The 17662-nt window shown below is 49.8% G+C and carries 14 protein-coding genes and 4 pseudogenes; 8 read left to right on the top strand and 10 right to left on the bottom strand.

What is annotated here, in order from left to right:
* Positions 1-40 precede the first annotated feature (40 nt).
* From BFV64_RS17415 to BFV64_RS17390, 5 genes and pseudogenes are all read right to left on the bottom strand, one after another.
* Complete coding sequence (locus BFV64_RS17415) at positions 41-745, bottom strand: IS6-like element IS26 family transposase (protein ID WP_023312637.1); 705 nt, start codon at positions 743-745, stop codon at positions 41-43.
* 54 nt (positions 746-799) lie between these two features.
* Positions 800-1369: pseudogene (locus tag BFV64_RS17410) on the bottom strand (IS5-like element IS5B family transposase); the annotation flags it as partial.
* 277 nt (positions 1370-1646) lie between these two features.
* Positions 1647-1928, bottom strand: a complete 282-nt coding sequence (locus BFV64_RS17405; RefSeq protein WP_000780222.1) for a helix-turn-helix domain-containing protein — start codon at positions 1926-1928, stop codon at positions 1647-1649.
* Entirely contained in the window at positions 1909-2238 is a 330-nt protein-coding gene (locus tag BFV64_RS17400) for a type II toxin-antitoxin system RelE/ParE family toxin (RefSeq protein ID WP_069602317.1), read from the bottom strand. The genes BFV64_RS17405 and BFV64_RS17400 overlap by 20 nt, the downstream gene beginning before the upstream one ends.
* A 1045-nt stretch (positions 2239-3283) precedes the next feature.
* Positions 3284-4306, bottom strand: coding sequence for an IS110 family RNA-guided transposase (locus tag BFV64_RS17390; RefSeq protein WP_001572362.1), 1023 nt, complete (start codon positions 4304-4306; stop codon positions 3284-3286).
* Between the two features lie 153 nt (positions 4307-4459).
* On the opposite strand from BFV64_RS17390, the gene BFV64_RS17380 reads away from it, so the two are divergent.
* From BFV64_RS17380 to BFV64_RS17370, 3 genes and pseudogenes are all read left to right on the top strand, one after another.
* Complete coding sequence (locus BFV64_RS17380) at positions 4460-5164, top strand: IS6-like element IS26 family transposase (RefSeq protein WP_001572363.1); 705 nt, start codon at positions 4460-4462, stop codon at positions 5162-5164.
* Between the two features lie 51 nt (positions 5165-5215).
* Positions 5216-6124 (top strand): annotated as a pseudogene (locus BFV64_RS17375) (IS481 family transposase); the annotation flags it as partial.
* A pseudogene (locus tag BFV64_RS17370) lies at positions 6057-6767 on the top strand (ExeA family protein); the annotation flags it as partial. The pseudogenes BFV64_RS17375 and BFV64_RS17370, both read left to right, overlap by 68 nt.
* A gap of 243 nt (positions 6768-7010) precedes the next feature.
* Here BFV64_RS17370 and BFV64_RS17365 read toward each other — a convergent pair.
* A complete protein-coding gene (locus BFV64_RS17365; RefSeq protein ID WP_000427614.1) occupies positions 7011-8015 on the bottom strand; it encodes an IS110-like element IS5075 family transposase in 1005 nt (334 codons plus the stop codon).
* A 67-nt stretch (positions 8016-8082) separates the two neighbouring features.
* Here BFV64_RS17365 and BFV64_RS17360 point away from each other — a divergent pair.
* The 3 genes and pseudogenes from BFV64_RS17360 to qseC-like all read left to right on the top strand — a co-directional run.
* Positions 8083-8409 (top strand): annotated as a pseudogene (locus BFV64_RS17360) (ExeA family protein); the annotation flags it as partial.
* 193 nt (positions 8410-8602) lie between these two features.
* Positions 8603-9271, top strand: a complete 669-nt coding sequence (gene qseB-like, locus BFV64_RS17355; protein WP_001572368.1) for a QseB-like response regulator transcription factor — start codon at positions 8603-8605, stop codon at positions 9269-9271.
* Complete coding sequence (gene qseC-like / locus BFV64_RS17350; protein WP_001572371.1) at positions 9247-10596, top strand: QseC-like sensor histidine kinase; 1350 nt, start codon at positions 9247-9249, stop codon at positions 10594-10596. Before qseB-like ends, qseC-like begins: the two co-directional genes overlap by 25 nt.
* Before the next feature lie 212 nt (positions 10597-10808).
* On the opposite strand, the gene BFV64_RS17345 is transcribed toward qseC-like, so the two are convergent.
* From BFV64_RS17345 to BFV64_RS17335, 3 genes are all read right to left on the bottom strand, one after another.
* Positions 10809-11285, bottom strand: a complete 477-nt coding sequence (locus BFV64_RS17345) for a WbuC family cupin fold metalloprotein (protein ID WP_001572372.1) — start codon at positions 11283-11285, stop codon at positions 10809-10811.
* Positions 11286-11361: 76 nt separating this feature from the next.
* Positions 11362-12981, bottom strand: a complete 1620-nt coding sequence (locus BFV64_RS17340; RefSeq protein WP_001572373.1) for a phosphoethanolamine--lipid A transferase MCR-9.1 — start codon at positions 12979-12981, stop codon at positions 11362-11364.
* A 188-nt stretch (positions 12982-13169) separates the two neighbouring features.
* Positions 13170-14093 (bottom strand): IS5-like element IS903B family transposase, encoded by a 924-nt coding sequence (locus tag BFV64_RS17335; protein WP_001572374.1) that lies wholly within the window; start codon positions 14091-14093, stop codon positions 13170-13172.
* Positions 14094-14176: 83 nt separating this feature from the next.
* Between BFV64_RS17335 and pcoS the strand changes: the two genes are divergently transcribed.
* Together pcoS and BFV64_RS17325 are read left to right on the top strand one after the other, a co-directional pair.
* Positions 14177-15523 (top strand): copper resistance membrane spanning protein PcoS, encoded by a 1347-nt coding sequence (gene pcoS / locus BFV64_RS17330; RefSeq protein ID WP_001572376.1) that lies wholly within the window; start codon positions 14177-14179, stop codon positions 15521-15523.
* A 217-nt stretch (positions 15524-15740) separates the two neighbouring features.
* Entirely contained in the window at positions 15741-16175 is a 435-nt protein-coding gene (locus tag BFV64_RS17325; RefSeq protein WP_000723070.1) for a hypothetical protein, read from the top strand.
* Between the two features lie 257 nt (positions 16176-16432).
* Here the strand turns inward: BFV64_RS17325 and BFV64_RS17320 are convergent, their stop codons facing one another.
* Positions 16433-17548, bottom strand: coding sequence for a nickel/cobalt efflux protein RcnA (locus BFV64_RS17320; RefSeq protein WP_001572377.1), 1116 nt, complete (start codon positions 17546-17548; stop codon positions 16433-16435).
* Positions 17549-17662 lie beyond the last annotated feature (114 nt).

Raw genomic sequence — 17662 nt, 5'->3', positions numbered from 1 at the left:
AAGTTAGCGATGAGGCAGCCTTTTGTCTTATTCAAAGGCCTTACATTTCAAAAACTCTGCTTACCAGGCGCATTTCGCCCAGGGGATCACCATAATAAAATGCTGAGGCCTGGCCTTTGCGTAGTGCACGCATCACCTCAATACCTTTGATGGTGGCGTAAACCGTCTTCATGGATTTAAATCCCAGCGTGGCGCCGATTATCCGTTTCAGTTTGCCATGATCGCATTCAATCACGTTGTTCCGGTACTTAATCTGTCGGTGTTCAACGTCAGACGGGCACCGGCCTTCGCGTTTGAGCAGAGCAAGCGCGCGACCATAGGCGGGCGCTTTATCCGTGTTGATGAATCGCGGGATCTGCCACTTCTTCACGTTGTTGAGGATTTTACCCAGAAACCGGTATGCAGCTTTGCTGTTACGACGGGAGGAGAGATAAAAATCGACAGTGCGGCCCCGGCTGTCGACGGCCCGGTACAGATACGCCCAGCGGCCATTGACCTTCACGTAGGTTTCATCCATGTGCCACGGGCAAAGATCGGAAGGGTTACGCCAGTACCAGCGCAGCCGTTTTTCCATTTCAGGCGCATAACGCTGAACCCAGCGGTAAATCGTGGAGTGATCGACATTCACTCCGCGTTCAGCCAGCATCTCCTGCAGCTCACGGTAACTGATGCCGTATTTGCAGTACCAGCGTACGGCCCACAGAATGATGTCACGCTGAAAATGCCGGCCTTTGAATGGGTTCATGTGCAGCTCCATCAGCAAAAGGGGATGATAAGTTTATCACCACCGACTATTTGCAACAGTGCCACTCTTGGCATCGACACCAATGTGGGCCTTCATGCCAAAGTGCCACTGATTGCCTTTCTTGGTCTGATGCATCTCCGGATCGCGTTGCTGCTCTTTGTTCTTGGTAGAGCTGGGTGCCTCAATGATGGTGGCATCCACCAAAGTGCCTTGGGTCATCATGACGCCTGCTTCGGCCAGCCAGCGATTGATGGTCTTGAACAATTGACGGGCCAGTTGATGCTGCTCGAGCAGGTGGCGGAAATTCATGATGGTGGTGCGATCCGGCAGGGCGCTATCCAGGGATAATCGGGCAAACAGGCGCATGGAGGCGATTTCGTACAGAGCATCTTCCATCGCGCCATCGCTCAGGTTGTACCAATGCTGCATGCAGTGAATGCGTAGCATGGTTTCCAGCGGATAAGGTCGCCGGCCATTACCAGCCTTGGGGTAAAACGGCTCGATGACTTCCACCATGTTTTGCCATGGCAGAATCTGCTCCATGCGGGACAAGAAAATCTCTTTTCGGGTCTGACGGCGCTTAGTGCTGAATTCACTATCGGCGAAGGTGAGTTGATGGCTCATGATGTCCCTCTGGGATGCGCTCCGGATGAATATGATGATCTCATATCAGGAACTTGTTCGCACCTTCCCTAAGTCACCGGCGGCTTGCCTGCCACACATTGAACATTACAGACCAATTAGCACTTTGTCACCGGGGAAAGATGTAAAGATTATGTATAAATAGATTGGCTTAGAAGTGACATTTCAACTTTGGAGAAACAGGTGACATTTTAAACTTGCTTTAACAAAATTTTGGGACTGACCGAAACAAAAAGGCCAGCCCCGGAGGGCTGGCTATTCAGTACAGGGCAATGACAGGTTTCTTGATGCCGCAGGCGTGAGCGTAGCGGGTCAGTGTGTCGATGCTGGCTTTGGTGATGTTGTTTTCCAGGCGAGAAATAACCGGAGGTGTAACCCCCATGCGTTCAGCAACCTGCGCTTTTGTCAGGTTGTCATGCTTGCGCCATTCAGCAAGCAGCTCCCTGAGCTTTTCCTTACGTTCTTCTTCCTGCCATGCAGCGCGATATTCATCGTCCTGCATCCACTCGTTATGCAGTTCTTTATGGCTTACCAGTTTCATTAAGTACCTCCGCTAACCGCTTTTTGGCGAGATCGATTTCTTTCGCTGGCGTTTTCTGTGACTTCTTGATGAAAACACGGAGCATGATGATGGTATTGCCTTTGTGGTATACCCAGATTCCCCTGGCTATGTCCGTCCCCATCGTGCGGATCTCAAAAAGTCCATCGCCCAGGGGCTTCGTGTCCGGCTCCCGCAGTAATCGGGCGTCATACTCCAGTTTGCCGATGAGACGGTCAAACTTCACCCTGATTTTTACGGGTAATGCTGTGGCTTCTTCCCTGGCTTCCGGGTGATAAACAATGCTAAACATGTGACCTCCCATTTCTATTAATATTAACCTATAGGCTAATTTCAGACAAGGTAGAATTAACCTATAAGCTAATTTTGTTGGCAGTTATCGTGGCTACCCGGTCACTACCCTGTTAGCGTGAGTTTTCGTTCCACTGAGGAACGGGGACTTATGCGCGTTAGCGCATGTAAGGCGGCAGGATGAAATGACAGGTAGCACCGAGGGTTAGCCGCCGATACCAGTGAGGGATCGAAAGGGATCGCCTATCCATCCCTTCACCCTGCAAAGCCATATTCCGCTAAAAGCGGCTCAGAGGCTTTTGTGCGCGGTCGGAGTGGTCACAACAAGGCGAAGCCGCAGTTGGGGCGTATCTCCGCGTTAGCGGGTCGTAAGAGCCGCTTACGAGCGTGTAAGCTAATTCTTCAGCGATATTTGCTGACGTATCCGGCGTGGCCGGATTTGTCCAATCCCTCGATGGCTAACAGGCGAGCTGTTAGCCATCGAGGGATTCCGTTCTGAATGCCCCGCGCTTTAGCGTGGGGAGCTACTTTTGAGGCGCTCGCGCCGATGCTGTTCGGTTATCCACTTTTTAAAGGGGATAACAGTAATGTCTTTTATTTTTTGGTTTATCTTTTAATACGTAAGTAATTAAAAGATAAACCAAAAGAGTATTTGCGCCATCTCGTTTGCACTTCATTATCACTTACCCACAAGCTATACAGCAGTTGTGGTGGGTCTACGCCGGAACCGCCGAAAAATCCGTCATTCCTGTAGGCGGGATGGGTTGGATTTCGAAAATTATTGTACTATAAGGGCTTCCCCGGCGTGTCAACGCCGGTGTTTATGGTTTCTGTCTGCTCTTCAGTAAAAATAAAGGGGAGAGACTGCGGCACTATAAACGGCCATGATGAATCGTCATCGATTCGGACCCTGATGAAAGACGCGCGTGAGGTTCTTGTTCGTTAAGCGGATACGTATATCCTGTACAATAGCCAGATAGGCCTCACGGGGTATAACCCTTTATCATCAACGAATTGCAGGTCAGATGGTTATTTTGTTTCGTGCTTTAGCTGGCTGAGTACAGCCTGAAATCATCACCGTAATGCAATGATGCCCAGCACAGCCTTGCGTTTTTGGCGGCGATGGCTACAACGGCACGCCAGTATCCTCTGCGATCGACCAGTGAACAGACCCAACGACTGAATAAATCAGTCCTTTTCTCGGCACCAATCAGAACCGAACGAGCCCCCTGAACCAGTAGCGTTCGCAGATACGAATCGCCAGCTTTAGTTATCCTGCCAAGCTTTGATTTCCCACCACTGCTGTACTGCGATGGCGTTAGTCCCAGCCAGGCTGCCAGTTGTCGCCCATTTTTAAAATCGTGTGCATTACCGATACTGGCGACCAGCGCACAGGCCGTTGTGGGACCAATCCCTTTCAGTTCCATCAATCGCTGGCTGCGGTGATCTGTTTTTGCCATGCGGGACAAAATCCGGTCATATTCAGTAATATTATCTTCAATACGATCAATGTGTTCCAGCAGGTCATTAACACATTGTTGAACCTGAAGTGGCAAAGAACTCTTCTGCTCAGAAACCATGTGACGCAGGGCATCTGTACTTTGTGGGGCGATGACACCGAATTCCGATATCAAACCTCTCAATCGGTTATATGTTGCTGTTTTCTCTTCGATAAAACCCTGTCTGATACGGTGTAGGCATTGCATCGCCTGCTGGCTCTCATCCTTCACTGGTACAAACCGCATATGCGGGCGACGAACTGCTTCACAGATAGCCTGAGCATCAGCTGCATCATTTTTGCCTGATTTACCGGCCATGCGGTAAGGAGATACAAATTTAGCAGCCATCAGCCGTGGTTCATGACCATATTGCCGAAACAACCTTGCCCAGTAGTGAGCCCCGGAGCATGCCTCCATCCCGATAACACAGGGAGGTAAACTGGCAATCAGCTCAGGAAGGGCAGCACGCGATACTTTGGGTTTAACCAGAACAGTTTTACCGTGTTGGTCAACGCAGTGAACAGCGAACACATTTTTAGCAAGATCGATACCGACAGTCGTGATGGTCATAACGAATCCCTCCGGGGCTATGTTTACCCCATGATTGCACAAGAGTTAATCAGGCGCATATCCAGGGGAAGTCCCTTCCATTCGTTAAGGGGCACTGTTGCAAATAGTCGGTGGTGATAAACTTATCATCCCCTTTTGCTGATGGAGCTGCACATGAACCCATTCAAAGGCCGGCATTTTCAGCGTGACATCATTCTGTGGGCCGTACGCTGGTACTGCAAATACGGCATCAGTTACCGTGAGCTGCAGGAGATGCTGGCTGAACGCGGAGTGAATGTCGATCACTCCACGATTTACCGCTGGGTTCAGCGTTATGCGCCTGAAATGGAAAAACGGCTGCGCTGGTACTGGCGTAACCCTTCCGATCTTTGCCCGTGGCACATGGATGAAACCTACGTGAAGGTCAATGGCCGCTGGGCGTATCTGTACCGGGCCGTCGACAGCCGGGGCCGCACTGTCGATTTTTATCTCTCCTCCCGTCGTAACAGCAAAGCTGCATACCGGTTTCTGGGTAAAACCCTCAACAACGTGAAGAAGTGGCAGATCCCGCGATTCATCAACACGGATAAAGCGCCCGCCTATGGTCGCGCGCTTGCTCTGCTCAAACGCGAAGGCCGGTGCCCGTCTGACGTTGAACACCGACAGATTAAGTACCGGAACAACGTGATTGAATGCGATCATGGCAAACTGAAACGGATAATCGGCGCCACGCTGGGATTTAAATCCATGAAGACGGCTTACGCCACCATCAAAGGTATTGAGGTGATGCGTGCACTACGCAAAGGCCAGGCCTCAGCATTTTATTATGGTGATCCCCTGGGCGAAATGCGCCTGGTAAGCAGAGTTTTTGAAATGTAAGGCCTTTGAATAAGACAAAAGGCTGCCTCATCGCTAACTTTGCAACAGTGCCAAAGCCATGTATTCCAGAATGTGATGCAGTCCCTGAAAGTTGACTGGCTGACGCATACACCGGCAGGTAAGGATGGCACCCGGACAACGGCACGGTCCAAAGGTAAAGTAGAGCGTCCTTTCAGGACCGTTAAAGAGGCACATGAAACCCTGTACCATTTCCATAAACCGGAGACGGAGCTGCAGGCCAACGAATGGCTCTGGAACTATCTGAGTCGTTACAATGCGCAGCAACACCGCAGCGAGAAACACTCGCGCCTGGAGGACTGGCTGGCAAATATCCCCCGGGACGGCGTGAGAGATATGTGCAGCTGGGAACAATACGGTCGGTTCGCCCGGGAGCCGGAATCCCGCAAGGTGGGTGTTGATGCGCGGGTAACGATAGACGGCACCGCATGGGAAGTTGAACCGGATATGGCGGGGGAAATCGTCATTCTGCTGTGGGGGTTGTTTGACGAAGAGATGTATGTGGAGTTTACCGGTGAAACATGGGGGCCTTATTATCCGGTATCGGGGCCTGTGCCACTACACCGTTATCGGACGTTCAGGCGTGGCAAAGCGGCTGAACGGGCCGATCGTATTCATGCTCTGGCCAGACAGCTGAACATCCCCATCAGCGCGTTGTCCGGAAGCGATCTCCGCGTGGTCAGTGATGACACCCAGCAGCGCATTGATGAATTGCCACATCAGCCCTTTGATGCCCGAAAATTTGAATACCACTTTCCCACCGTTATTGCGGCAAAACTGGCTATTGCCGACGATCTGGCCATTCCGCTGGCCAGAATGCCGGATGAAGACCGGGCGTTTATCGACAGTATTCTGGCTGAGACGCTAAACCGTAATGAAGTACTCGCCCGCATCAGAGACTATTTTCGTAACAGACAACCAGGAGAAGACCATGCGGGTTGAAGTGATGGAGCATTATGGGCTGACGCAGTCTATTGAACAGGCCAGGTATTATGAAACTGCTCACCATAAGCAGTTGATGAAAGACATTAAAGGGGCGATACGCGAAGGGCGTCTGATAGCCGTCTGTGGTGTGGTCGGAAGTGGCAAAACAGTCACTCTGCGACGCCTGCAGCAGCAACTGATGGATGAAAACAAAATCATTGTCGCCCGTTCCCTGTCGGTCGACAAACAGAGTGTCCGGCTCGCCACGCTGATTAACGCCCTGTTTTACGACCTGGCGCAGGATAAGCAGGTGCAGATCCCCAAGCAGGGTGAACGTCGCGAGCGGGAACTGCAGGAGCTGGTCAAAAAAGGTAAACGCCCGGTGGCGCTGTTTGTTGATGAGGCGCATGACCTGAACGGTAATACACTGACGGGGCTCAAACGGTTGATGGAAGTGGTTGAAGACGGCGGAGGACGGCTATCTGTCGTTCTGGCAGGTCACCCTAAACTGCGTAATGACCTGCGTCGTCCGACGATGGAGGAAATCGGTTATCGTACCGATATTTTTACGCTGGACGGGATCACCGGCAGCCAGCGCGAATATATCCAGTGGTTGCTGAAAACCAGCACCGGCAAGGGTAAGCCGGAATCTATGGTCACTCCCGTTTTTGCAACACCGATTTTGACGACAAGTTGGCTTGCTTGAATCTATCCGGCGTCTGAATGGGATTTTATTCCCGCGCCTCGATGAGTTCCGCGCCTGATGAACCTCCAGAAAATATACGGCTTCAATGAGCCTTTCCGTTTTACAGGTTCCTCAACAGGCCGGTGGGCCGTTAGTATCATCAATATCAGTATTCGCAAAACCAGATGAATGATTGTTTAAACTGGTGTATTTCTGCCTTTATGCTTCGTAAGTTTGCTGTCGCGCCGTCAGTGCCCAGGCTATTCTGGCCAGCTTGTTTGCCAGAGCACAGGTGACGACAAAGTTGCTTTTCCGACACAACAACTCCCTGACCCAGTCGGCCAACTTGCCAGACTGGTGTTCCAGTTTTTGTATGAATACCCTGGCACACTGAACCAACAAAGTTCGGATCTTTTTGTTGCCCCGCTTGCTAATCCCTAACAATGTCGTCCGACCTCCCGTGCTGTACTGTCGGGGTACCAGCCCTGTTGCCGCCGCAAAGTCACGGCTGCTGGCGTACTGCTTCCCGTCGCCAATCTCAGTTGAAATAGTACTGGCAGTCAGCGTTCCAACGCAGGGAATACTCAGCAAGCGCTGTCCAACCTCATCTTCGTCCAACTTTCGTTTCAACTGAGATTCCAGATCTTTAATCTGCTCAACAAGATAGTGATAATGCTGTTGTAATTTCAGCAGTAACTGGCTGAGATAAAGAGGCAAACTACTGTCCTCAAGAAGGGTACTCAGTCGACTAATAACGGCAGCACCTCGCGGAACGCTGATACCAAATTCCAGCAGAAAAGCATGCATCTGATTAGTTGTTTTCACCTTATCCTGAACCAGGGATTCACGGACACGATGCAGAGCTCGCATTGCCTGCTGAGATTCGGTTCTGGGCTGCACGAAACGCATAGATGGACGTGATGCTGCTTCACAGATAGCTTCAGCATCAACGAAGTCATTTTTGTTGCTTTTAACGAATGGGCGGACAAATTGCGGTGATATCAGCTTTGGAAAATGCCCTAACTCTGCCAGCTTGCGTGCCATAAAGTGAGAACCGCCACAGGCTTCCATCGCGATGGTTGTTGCCGGGCATGTCGCCAGAAATTCGATTAGCTTTGGTCGGGTGAATTTTTTACGGTAAACGGCCTTCCCACGATGATCCTGACAATGAATATGGAAAGAGTTCTTACCCAGATCGATACCAATAAGCGCAATGTTTTCCATGATGGTTCTCCGAATGAAAGCCTGTCCTCAGCATAGTACTGGGAAGGAGGGAGTGACCATCTCATTAGATATTCTGACGACCGAAGCAGTTGACCTGTTGGCGATGAAACTTCGTACACCGCTGCAGGTCCAGTTGCACCTGACGCTGGCGATGGAAGCAGGATACCAGACAGGTGAAAAGCCGATTACCGCCACGCTGGTTGAATCCGTACTGTCACGTCAACTGGATGACCTGGAACCGACACTCACGCGGCATGGTTACCGGCTGAAAGATATGGTGGAGCAGTTTGATGCAAAACCTGCTGAAATCAGGGCATTATTTAACAATCAGTTAGACCCTGCCCGCACAGCCGAGCTACGCGACAGAATGTTGGCGGTCGGCCTACCGATATGACGATGTCTATTTGCAGTTATTGTGAGCCCGGCGGACTGGATTGCGAGTCCGTCTGGCTGATTGCGAGCCCATTGTCACTTAATGTGAGTCGGGGGCGTTTTTCATTTGCAGTTAATGTGAGCCGAAATATGCGCTGATTGCGAGTCGGAGGGATTTCGATTGCGAGCCACTACACATAGGGATTATCAACGCGATGAGAATTTTACTGGTTGAAGATGATCTGATGATCGGCGACGTGGTGGCGAATTCGTTACGCGATGCGTCGTATGCGGTGGACTGGATGAAAAATGGCAATGATGCGCTGGCCAGTTGCTTCGCGCAGCATTATGACATTGTGCTCCTGGATCTTGGGCTGCCGGGACAGGACGGCTTTAGCGTCATGAACGCACTTCGCCGTCAGGGATCATCCGTACCGGTGGTGATTGTCACCGCGCGGGATGCCCTTACGGACAGACTTCACGGCCTCGACAGTGGAGCAGACGATTACCTAATTAAACCGTTCGAGTTCAGCGAACTGCTCGCGCGGATACGCGCTGTTTTGCGACGACATAACGGCAACAGTGATCGATTGCTGAGTAACGGTGTGCTCAGCCTGAACCCGGTCAGTCACGAAGTGTGTTTGTTGGCCAGCGGAGAGAACTTTTTACTTTCGAAGCGCGAGTATGCTCTTCTGGAAGCACTCATGCAGCGCCCCGGCGGTATTCTCTCTCGCAGCGATCTTGAAGACCGTATTTATGGCTGGGGGGATGAGATTGAAAGTAACGCTGTTGAGTATTTCATCCACGCTCTACGTAAAAAGCTCGGCCGGAATGCCATCAAAAATGTCAGGGGGGTCGGATGGCTGGTTTCCAAAAGCGAGTGAAAAACTCTCTGAAGCTACAGCTCTCGGTAGCCCTGAGCGTCGCCATTTTATTTACCGCAGTTATTTCCTGTGGTCTTACCTTCTATTTTGCACTCGACGAAGCCCATGAACTACAGGATGGCACCCTGACCCAAATCGCCAGTGTGATATATGACAACCCTGACTCGCAGACTCTTGTTAAGCAACTGGATGGTGATAATGATTCCCGAGTGGTGGTGGAATTCATATCGGAAAACGGTAATTCCCTGCAGGCCCGCGACCCCACTTTTCAGCTGGAAACGCCCATGCATGAAGGTTTTCAGAACGTAATTTCCGGCGGAGAATCGTATCGTGTATTGGTGCATCGACTTTCACCCACCCAATTGGTCGCCATTGGTCAGCAGCTTGACGTACGCGACGAAATCTCATTTGAAAGCGCACTGCGCACGTTGATCCCGCTCAGTCTGCTGTTGCCGATACTGTTGCTGGTTGCGACTGATCTGATCCGGAAAGCCTTTCGCCCCGTTTCACTCCTTGCCGATGAGGTGCATCAGCGAGATGAACGCAATTTGACGCCGTTCCCTGAAGATGCCATTCCTGATGAAATTCGTCCATTTGTGGGTGGTATCAATAAATTGTTGCACAAAGTTAACGATGCCATGCAGACACAGTCACGTTTTATCGCCGATGCGGCCCATGAGTTACGTACCCCGCTAACGGCATTGTCGCTACAGGCGGAGCGGCTGTCGGCGAGCGAAATGTCGCCCGAAGCGCAATTCCGGCTGAACAGCCTGCAACAAGGGTTAAGCCGAACCAAAAACTTGTTAGAACAGCTGCTTCTGCTTGCCCGCGAACAGCAAAATACGCGGCAAGGAAATAATCAGCCTCTGCTCATTACACAGTTATTCAGGGAGGTGATTGAATCCCTGCATCCACTTGCTCTGGAAAAAAGTATTGATATTGGCGTACTGGAAACTGCCAGTGCGAGTCAGCTGGTTTACACCGATAAATACACACTCACTATTATCGTGAAAAATCTGGTAGAAAACGCAATCCGCTATATACCGGAACACGGACAAATTGATCTCAGCGTGATGGTATCGCAGCACGAAGCGATCATTAAAGTTGAAGATAACGGTCCCGGTATTGCCGCAGAAGAAAGGATGCGCGTGTTCGATGCATTTTATCGCCCTGAAGGCGTGACCCAACCCGGCTCTGGGTTGGGCTTAGCGATAGTCAAAGCATGCGTCACGCGGCTGGGTGGGAAAGTTACTTTAGCCCCTGCCAGCCAGTTTACCTCAGGCGTACTGGTCAGCATTGTCCTGCCACTGCAATCTGCGCGATAAAATGTAGATGAAAATTGTACTCTTACTGGAGATACTTTGCGTTCTGCTGGTGTTTTGCCTGCATCCCGACCTCGGTAAGGATATTGCCTGTTATTTGCATAAGATGATTTTCTACTCTTGCCACAGGTTTACGAGTAGGTGATTTGGGAGGAAGCGTCTTAGCCTTTGAAGTTGGCGCGAAGGAGAGAATGGCACTCCGTGCAACGCATTAATTACCGCGGATATCCGCCATCACCTACTTGCGCCTGTGTGTACCATTTCATCAGCTCTGCAGTTCCCGGCTCGTTTTCGGCGGGGGCCCATGGGGCGGCATCTTGATCAGCAACAGGCTGGTACCTACCGTGTTTTACCTCAAAAATAACGCCGCCTTCATCCAGTGACAATACGGTATGCCAGGTGCCTGCATCCATCTCCAGCACTTTACAGTCCTCACCTAACACGACGCGCTGGGTCAGGTTACCCAGGTCATCAAAGTTCAATACCAAAAAGCGACCGGTAAGGGATGTCAGCAGTTCAAAAGTATGCGGGTGGCGATGAGGGCGAACATAAGTTCCCGGTTCCATAGCAATAGCCAGACGCTGCACCGGGTCGCTCAATTCAGGGTGGAAATTATGATGGGCACGTAAGCGGGGGGAATTTGCGGCTTGTGCGCTTTGCTTGCGTAGGTCGTTGAAAGTAAGTTGTTTCATATTATAAGCCTTATTGCATTCTTGCAGCTTACGGCAACCAGGTTGCCGTAAGGCTTTTTGTTATACTAACAATCGATTAGCCACGGCATTCGCGGAACAAATCGCGGTCAGGATTATAGACGCTGGTGCTTACGTCCCACAGCCCCAAAATCGATGAGAACAGGTTGTCGTGGGAATATGATTTTTTCGCCGCATTATTTTCAAGGCAAGACATGTTGATGTGTTTCCCGGCGATAAAGCCCGGTGACATCCAGACCTGCATCGGAATATGCGTCTGCTGATCCGGTGCCAGTTTGTACGGCGTGCCGTGCAGATATAGCCCGCTTTCGCCCAATGATTCACCATGATCGGACACATAAAGCAGCACGGTGTTGTACTGATCGCTGTAATTTTTTAGCTTTTCAATCATCTCAGCTAATACATAGTCTGTATAACGAAGGGTGTTGTCGTAGGTGTTGACCAATTGTTCCTGAGTACAGTTTTCGATATCGCTACGTGCACATTCGGGCATGAAGTGGCGATGCTCAGCCGGATAACGCAGGTAATAAGTCGGTCCATGGCTGCCAATGATATGGAAGGCGACAAGCTTATCACCTGGCATTTTGGCGATTTCATCATCAAGGTTTTCCAGCATCACCTCGTCATGGCACGTTTTGCCATCGCACAGTTTCGGGTTATCACTAGGCTTAATTTCGACAGTCGGGATGCGGCTACATACGCCTTTACAACCGCCATCGTTCTCTTTCCATAACAGCGAGACACCGGTTTTCTGCACGATGTCGAGGAAATTTTCACTGTTAGATGCTTTTTTACTGTCGTACTCGGTGCGATTCATATTCGAGAACATGCACGGAACGGATATTGCGGTAGCGGTACCGCAGGAATGCATATTTTTAAACGAAATAACGCCGCCGGATTTGCTGGTAAAGGCATTGGTATCACGCGAATAACCGTTCATCGAGAAATTCTGGCTGCGTGCCGTTTCGCCAATCACCAGGAACATCAGCGTGGGTTTTTCGTGAGCGACGACGCGTTTAGCATCATTCCCCAGCGTCTGGAAAGGCACTTTAGTCGTAAAGTACGTATCCTTAACATACTGGAAAGTGCTGTAAGCGTAGTTCGCCGGGATGATCTCTTTATTCAATGTCGAGTTATTGCGGCCGACAGAGGCATAATCCTGATAATAAAGTGCGGCAACACCTGCAATCAAACTCAACGATGCCAGCACGGAGAGCAAACGGTAAGCAATGCCTTTATACCATTTTTCAGGATATTGAATTTTTATTGAAAAAAGGAGGATGGCAGGAAGGATACCGGTAAAGACGAACCATATAATAATTGAGCCATTAAGATAGGAATGCGCTTCCTGGGGGTTAGTTTCAATAATGTTTTGAATCATCGTTTGATCAAACATTACTTTATATTTTAGTGTCGAATAACTGACCAGTGAGCCAGTGATAAACAGTAAAGCAAAGAAAGGTTTCAGCAGAAAACGAACTGAGAAAGGCATAAAAACAACGTTAAGCGCCGCAACCAGAACAAAGGGAATAGAAATGACAAAACCAATTTTGACATGCTCTAAATGCGACAAAATCTCGTAAAAATGCAGCAATATTGGCCAGTTAAGTAAAAACGCAAAGATCATTGCCAGAAGTAAAACCAGCGGAATAACTTTCACCCTGAAAAGTACAGGCATTAACACCTCCGGAAAATAGTAAACCAGTAAAAACATTGATGATAATTACAACAATTCAATCTAATATTATGATTGCCTTATTCGCTGCAAAGCAGAGATTATCATTCTGAAATCTTAGGTTAACCTTAACGAGGCTTTGTTGAATAAATCAGATTTCGGGTAAGTCTCCCCCGTAGCGGGTTGTGTTTTCAGGCAATACGCACGCTTTCAGGCATACCTGCTTTCGTCATTTTGTTCAGCGCTCGTACCAGGGCCATAGCCTCCGCAACCTGACCATCGTAGTCACGCAGCGTCAGTGAACCCCCGAACAGCTGTTTTACCCGGTACATCGCCGTTTCCGCTATCGAGCGACGGTTGTAATCTGTTGTCCATTTCCACCGCGCATTACTCCCGGTCATTCGCTGATTAGCCACTGCACGGTTACGGTCTGCATATTCACCGGGCCAGTAACCCGCACCTTTTCGGGGAGGGATAAGCGCGCTGATTTTCTTATGCCGCAGTTCATCGTGACATAGCCGGGTATCGTAAGCGCCATCGGCGGCGGCTGACCTGATTTTCCGGTGGGTTTGCCGGATTAACCCGGGGAAGGCCTCTGAGTCCGTAACGTTGTTCAGCGACAGGTCAGCGCAGATGATTTCATGTGTTTTACTGTCAACGGCGAGATGCAGCTTACGCCAGATACGGCGGCGTTCCTGGCCATGCTTTTTGACTTTCCACTCGCCTTCACCGAAGACCTTCAGCCCGGTGGAATCAATTACCAGGTGTGCGATTTCACCCCGGGTGGGCGTTTTGAAACTGACATTAACCGACTTTGCCCGCCTGCTGACACAGCTGTAATCCGGGCAGCGTAGCGGAACGTTCATCAGAGAAAAAATGGAATCAATAAAGCCCTGCGCAGCGCGCAGGGTCAGCCTGAATACGCGTTTAATGACCAGCACAGTCGTGATGGCAAGGTCAGAATAGCGCTGAGGTCTGCCTCGTGAAGAAGGCGCTGCCGACTCATACCAGGCCTGAATAGCTTCATCATCCAGCCAGAAAGTTATGGAGCCACGGTTGATGAGGGCTTTATTGTAGGTGGGCCAGTTGGTGATTTTGAACTTTTGCTTTGCCACGGAACGGTCTGCGTTGTCGGGAAGATGCGTGATCTGATCCTTCAACTCAGCAAAAGTTCGATTTATTCAACAAAGCCGCGGTGATGCTTACGGTATGGTGGTTATCAAGTTTTATCCTGATTAGCACCCTTAATGGCTATTTCGATAATCAGGACCGCGATTTTCTGACAGGTAAACTTCAGCTCACCGAAGAGTTTCTTAAAACAGAGACGTTCCGGAACAAAACGGATATTAAGTCATTATCAGAAAAAATAAACGATGCGATGGTAGGGCACAATGGTTTATTCATTTCTATAAAAAACATGGAAAATGAAAAAATTGTTGAACTCTATGCCAAAAATTCTGTTGTTCCAGCGGTCCTGCTTAATAAGTCGGGTGATATTCTCGACTATATGATCCAGACGGAAGAAAATAACACCGTGTACCGCAGTATCTCGCGGCGGGTTGCCGTGACGCCGGAACAGGGTAAAAGCAAACATGTCATCATTACGGTTGCCACGGATACTGGGTATCACACCCTGTTTATGGATAAGCTCAGTACCTGGCTGTTCTGGTTCAATATCGGTCTGGTCTTTATTTCTGTTTTTCTGGGCTGGCTGACCACACGTATTGGTCTGAAACCGCTACGGGAAATGACCAGTCTGGCTTCCTCCATGACCGTACACAGCCTGGATCAGCGTCTTAATCCCGATTTGGCTCCGCCGGAAATTTCTGAGACCATGCAGGAGTTCAATAACATGTTCGATCGCCTGGAGGGGTCATTCCGGAAACTGTCAGATTTCTCGTCTGACATCGCGCATGAGCTGCGCACACCGGTCAGTAATCTGATGATGCAGACGCAGTTTGCACTGGCTAAGGAAAGGGATGTTTCGCATTACCGCGAAATCTTATTCGCTTACCTGGAAGAACTGAAAAGGTTGTCACGAATGACCAGTGATATGCTTTTTCTGGCACGTTCAGAGCATGGTCTGCTGCAGCTGGATAAACATGATGTGGATCTGGCCGCCGAACTGAATGAATTACGTGAGCTGTTCGAGCCTCTGGCAGACGAAACAGGAAAGACAATCACCGTTGAAGGAGAGGGCGTTGTTGCCGGAGACAGCGATATGCTGCGACGTGCTTTCAGTAACCTGCTTTCCAATGCAATCAAGTATTCTCCCGATAACACCTGTACAGCGATACACCTTGAGCGTGACAGTGACTGTGTGAACGTGATGATTACGAATACGATGTCCGGCCAGGTTCCCGCTAATCTGGAACGTTTGTTTGATCGGTTCTATCGAGCTGATTCATCAAGGGTCCACAACACGGAAGGCGCGGGGCTGGGATTATCAATTACAAGGTCGATCATTCATGCTCATGGCGGCGAGCTGTCAGCAGAACAGCAGGGGCGGGAAATTGTGTTCAGTGTGCGCCTGTTAATGGATTAATCCCGTTCTTCAGGAGAAACCTGGAAGGTGACAAAATTGTCATCATTCAGTCACGCGATAAACAGAGGCGGTTTTTTATAATCATACATAAATCAGGAGCAGAGTGATAACGCAATCGCCTGGTTCCTGGAGTGATGAATAACCCGCCCTGAGATCAAATGCTTTCTCTGTTATAAGCCGTTGATTGTTTGGGTATGAAAACACCGGAGACCCAACCATGAAAAAGATCCTTGTATCATTTGTTGCCATTATGGCTGTCGCTTCATCCGCCATGGCTGCAGAGACAATGAACATGCATGACCAGGTAAATAATGCCCAGGCACCCGCCCATCAGATGCAGTCAACCTCTGAAAAAAGCGCTGTTCAGGGAGACAGTATGACAATGATGGATATGAGCGGACACGATCAGGCTGCAATGTCCCATGAAATGATGCAAAACGGCAACGCTTCTGCCCACCAGGACATGGCGGAGATGCATAAAAAAATGATGAAAGGCAAACCAGGGGCCACCAACGAATCAGCAACGTCATTTTCAGAAATGAACGAGCATGAAAAAGCCGCTGTTGTGCACGAGAAGGCGAATAATGGTCAGTCTTCCGTTATTCATCAGCAGCAGGCTGAAAAGCATCGCAGCCAGATCACCCAGAATTAACCCGCAGCTCCACTTGTTAGACCCTCATTTAACGCCGAAGTCACTGGCTTACGCTCCCGTCCGGGAGCGTTTTTTTTATTCTTTCATTTATCATTGAGTCTTATGGGAATGGATTTAATCAGTTACTTAATCCCTGCCTCAGCAACAAGTCCCGGAAAGAGCAGCTTTATATTCCGGGTTTTTCTGCTCATAACCTCAACGGTGGCGCTTAGGATGTACTTTGTAAGTACCCAGAGTGTGTGTCATCAGTACCGGTGTTAATGCACCAGCCCATTCCAGCCATGTATACCCATGTAAATCCCAACAGCAGCAATCAGGGCGCTTGAAATATAGGGGGCTCTTCTGGCGATGGTATTGAAGCCACTCCAGCGTTTGGCGACCTGACGAACGCTGATCGCCGCACCCACTCCAACCGTTACGAGGGTCAATGCCAGGCCGATACTGAAACAAACAACCAGTGTGGCACCCAGCGTAAGCGCTTTAAGCTGAAGGCAGATCAACAATACAGTTATAGCTGCCGGGCAAGGGATAAGCCCTCCTGTCAGTCCAAATATCAGGATTTGCCCGTTGGTTACTTCTTTCCCGTCGAAGCGGCGTTTTATGTCATTGGCATGAGCCAGTTCGTGAGCGTCCTGATACTCTTTCGAATTCACATCCAGCCCATCAAGCTCAGAGTGGTCATGGTCATGGTCGTGTTCAGCGAACGCCACATCATAGTCATGGACATGACCACGATGTCCCAGAGACAGACGTACGTTGAAACTGTGAGGCTCAGGGATGGGAGATGTTGACTCCAGATAATCACCATGATCAACAAATTCAAAAGTCTGAGAGATCGTACTGTTTTCCCGAAGTGTGGTTAATGAGATATCTTCAGAAGCCCATCTTTGGCCACTAAGAGTGCGTAGCCGCCAGTGGGGAAGTTGTCCTTCTTCAAAAATGGACAGTTCAACTTTTCCATGGCCAGTATCGATCAACCTTGTTTCGTCATGGTGATGATGTTCATTCTCCTGCATTCCCTCCAGCCAGTTTTTCTCACCGCTCCAGGTTCGCCAGAACATCCAAAAAGCCGTACCAAGGATGATCACTGAAGAGACCATCTGTAGCCAGGGTTCGGCTGATTCTGCGGTAAATTTATTACTGATATACATCCCTCCAAAAGCAATCAGCCATACGACTGCAGTGTGCGACAATGTTGCCGCGACACCCAGCATCACGGCCTGACGTACGGTGCCTTTTATAGCAATGATGAATGCTGCCATCATTGTTTTGGAGTGCCCGGGCTCCAGTCCATGAAGCGCGCCAAGCAGAATGGCGCTGGGGATGAAAAACCATGCGTTGCCTTGCTGAAGAAGTGTCGTAAATTCGTTCATGAGAATCATTCTTGGTTATTAAGTGTAGGCCGGATTCTACTCCCCCCAGTAAAATATACTACCCCCCAGTAGAATAACGCTGGTATAGTTACATAAAATATCCAGGAGAGTGAG

This window comes from Enterobacter kobei, assembly GCF_001729765.1.
Classification (GTDB): domain Bacteria; phylum Pseudomonadota; class Gammaproteobacteria; order Enterobacterales; family Enterobacteriaceae; genus Enterobacter; species Enterobacter kobei.
This window is presented reverse-complemented; position numbering and strand designations above follow the sequence as displayed.

Bases quoted from the DNA above. Each gene is read 5' to 3' on its own strand.
- BFV64_RS17415 (WP_023312637.1), bottom strand. From the start codon at position 745: ATGAACCCATTCAAAGGCCGGCATTTTCAGCGTGACATCATTCTGTGG.
- BFV64_RS17405 (WP_000780222.1), bottom strand. From the start codon at position 1,928: ATGAAACTGGTAAGCCATAAAGAACTGCATAACGAGTGGATGCAGGAC.
- BFV64_RS17400 (WP_069602317.1), bottom strand. From the start codon at position 2,238: ATGTTTAGCATTGTTTATCACCCGGAAGCCAGGGAAGAAGCCACAGCA.
- BFV64_RS17390 (WP_001572362.1), bottom strand. From the start codon at position 4,306: ATGACCATCACGACTGTCGGTATCGATCTTGCTAAAAATGTGTTCGCT.
- BFV64_RS17380 (WP_001572363.1), top strand. From the start codon at position 4,460: ATGAACCCATTCAAAGGCCGGCATTTTCAGCGTGACATCATTCTGTGG.
- BFV64_RS17365 (WP_000427614.1), bottom strand. From the start codon at position 8,015: ATGGAAAACATTGCGCTTATTGGTATCGATCTGGGTAAGAACTCTTTC.
- qseB-like (WP_001572368.1), top strand. From the start codon at position 8,603: ATGAGAATTTTACTGGTTGAAGATGATCTGATGATCGGCGACGTGGTG.
- qseC-like (WP_001572371.1), top strand. From the start codon at position 9,247: ATGGCTGGTTTCCAAAAGCGAGTGAAAAACTCTCTGAAGCTACAGCTC.
- BFV64_RS17345 (WP_001572372.1), bottom strand. From the start codon at position 11,285: ATGAAACAACTTACTTTCAACGACCTACGCAAGCAAAGCGCACAAGCC.
- BFV64_RS17340 (WP_001572373.1), bottom strand. From the start codon at position 12,981: ATGCCTGTACTTTTCAGGGTGAAAGTTATTCCGCTGGTTTTACTTCTG.
- pcoS (WP_001572376.1), top strand. From the start codon at position 14,177: ATGCTTACGGTATGGTGGTTATCAAGTTTTATCCTGATTAGCACCCTT.
- BFV64_RS17325 (WP_000723070.1), top strand. From the start codon at position 15,741: ATGAAAAAGATCCTTGTATCATTTGTTGCCATTATGGCTGTCGCTTCA.
- BFV64_RS17320 (WP_001572377.1), bottom strand. From the start codon at position 17,548: ATGAACGAATTTACGACACTTCTTCAGCAAGGCAACGCATGGTTTTTC.